General features: G+C 67.1%; 3 protein-coding genes. All 3 read left to right on the top strand.

Going from position 1 to position 1,811, the window contains the following annotated elements:
- Nucleotides 1-271 (top strand): glutamine amidotransferase-related protein (locus AB4Y84_RS20760; protein ID WP_442250829.1); only part of this gene is annotated, 271 nt, incomplete at its 5' end.
- A gap of 16 nt (nucleotides 272-287) precedes the next feature.
- Complete coding sequence (gene trpD, locus AB4Y84_RS20755; protein ID WP_089237368.1) at nucleotides 288-1,319, top strand: anthranilate phosphoribosyltransferase; 1,032 nt, start codon at nucleotides 288-290, stop codon at nucleotides 1,317-1,319.
- Nucleotides 1,320-1,393: 74 nt separating this feature from the next.
- On the top strand, nucleotides 1,394-1,811 hold a 418-nt coding region (locus tag AB4Y84_RS20750), incomplete at its 3' end, for an indole-3-glycerol phosphate synthase TrpC (protein WP_442250828.1).

The following is a 1,811-nucleotide window of genomic DNA, read 5'->3' as shown; positions in this document are numbered from 1 at the left end:
GATCCGCCATGAAGGCAAGGGCGTGTTCGCCGGCCTGCCGGACGGTTACCAGGCCACCCGCTACCACTCGCTGGTGGTGGACAAGAACAGCCTGCCCGACGCGCTGGAAGTGACCGCATGGACCGAAAACGAGGATGGCTCGATCGAAGAGATCATGGGCCTGCGCCACCGCCAGTTCCCGGTGGAGGGCGTACAGTTCCATCCCGAATCGATCCTCACCGAGCATGGTCACGCGCTGCTGCGCAATTTCCTGCAGCGCCCGGCTGCCTGATCCAAGGAGTATTCCGATGAGCTTCTCCCCCCAGGAAGCCCTGCAACGCACCATCGAACACCGCGAGATCTTCTTCGACGAAATGGTCGACCTGATGCGGCAGATCATGCGCGGCGATGTCTCGCCGATGATGACCGCCGCTATCCTCACCGGCCTGCGCGTGAAGAAGGAAACCATCGACGAGATCGCCGCCGCGGCGACGGTGATGCGCGAATTCGCGCTGGCCGTGCCGGTTGCCGATACAACCCACCTGGTCGACATCGTCGGCACCGGTGGCGATGGCTCGCATACGTTCAACATCTCAACCTGCGCGATGTTCGTTGCTGCTGCCGCCGGCGCGCGCGTGGCCAAGCATGGCAACCGCAGCGTGTCGTCCAAGTCCGGCAGCGCTGATGCGGTCGAGGCATTGGGCGCAGCGATCGAGCTGCAGCCGGCGCAGGTGGCGGCGGCCATCGAACAGACCGGCATCGGTTTCATGTTCGCGCCAATCCACCACCCGTCGATGAAAGTAGTGGCGCCGGTCCGTCGCGAGATGGGGGTGCGCACCATCTTCAACATCCTCGGTCCGCTGACCAACCCGGCCAATGCGCCGTCGGTGCTGATGGGCGTCTTCCATCCCGATCTGGTGGGCATCCAGGCGCGCGTGCTGCGCGAACTGGGCGCCGAGCGCGCGATGGTGGTGTGGGGCCGCGACAACATGGACGAGATCTCGTTGGGCGCGGGCACCCTGGTGGGTGAGCTGCGCGACGGCAAGGTGCGCGAGTACGAGATCCATCCGGAGGACTTCGGCATCGCCATGTCGGCCAGCCGCAACCTGCGCGTGGACGGCCCGGAGCAATCCATTGCCATGCTGCGCGCCGTGCTCGACAACGAGCCGGGCCCAGCGCTGGATATCGTCGCCCTGAATGCGGGCGCAGCGTTGTATGTGGCCGGGGTGGCCAGCGATATCGGCGACGGCCTGGCCCGCGCCCGCGCGGTCATCGCCGATGGCAGCGCCCGTGCCCGCCTGCAGCAGTATGTCGATACCACCCGCGCGCTGGTTGCCTGAGCGCGCGGTTCAGCCTGACCCACCCGATGGCCGATAATGGTCGTCCTCACCGCCCCAGCACCGACCCGACGACGATGAGCGATATCCTGCAGACGATCCTGGCCCGCAAGGCCGAAGAAGTAGCCCAGCGCCGCGCCCAGCGGCCGCTTGAGGAGCTGCAGGCCGCGCTGGCCGATGCGCCACCGGTGCGCGGCTTCGTGCGCGCGCTGCAGGCTGCCGTGGCCAATGGCGATCCAGCGGTGATTGCCGAAGTGAAGAAGGCCAGCCCGTCCAAGGGTGTGATCCGCCCCGACTTCCGCCCGGCCGACATCGCGGTCAGTTACGAGTTTGGCGGCGCCAGCTGCCTGTCGGTGCTGACCGACGTGGACTTCTTCCAGGGGGCCGACGCCTACCTGCAGCAGGCGCGCGAAGCGTGCACGCTGCCGGTGCTGCGCAAGGACTTCGTGATCGACGCCTACCAGGTGTACGAGGCGCGCGTGCTCGGCGCCGACT

Origin of the sequence: Stenotrophomonas sp. 2YAF22 (assembly GCF_052114665.1) — a bacterium.
In the GTDB taxonomy this organism is placed as follows: Bacteria; Pseudomonadota; Gammaproteobacteria; order Xanthomonadales; family Xanthomonadaceae; genus Stenotrophomonas; species Stenotrophomonas indicatrix.
This window is presented reverse-complemented; position numbering and strand designations above follow the sequence as displayed.

Bases quoted from the DNA above. Each gene is read 5' to 3' on its own strand.
- trpD (WP_089237368.1), top strand. From the start codon at position 288: ATGAGCTTCTCCCCCCAGGAAGCCCTGCAACGCACCATCGAACACCGC.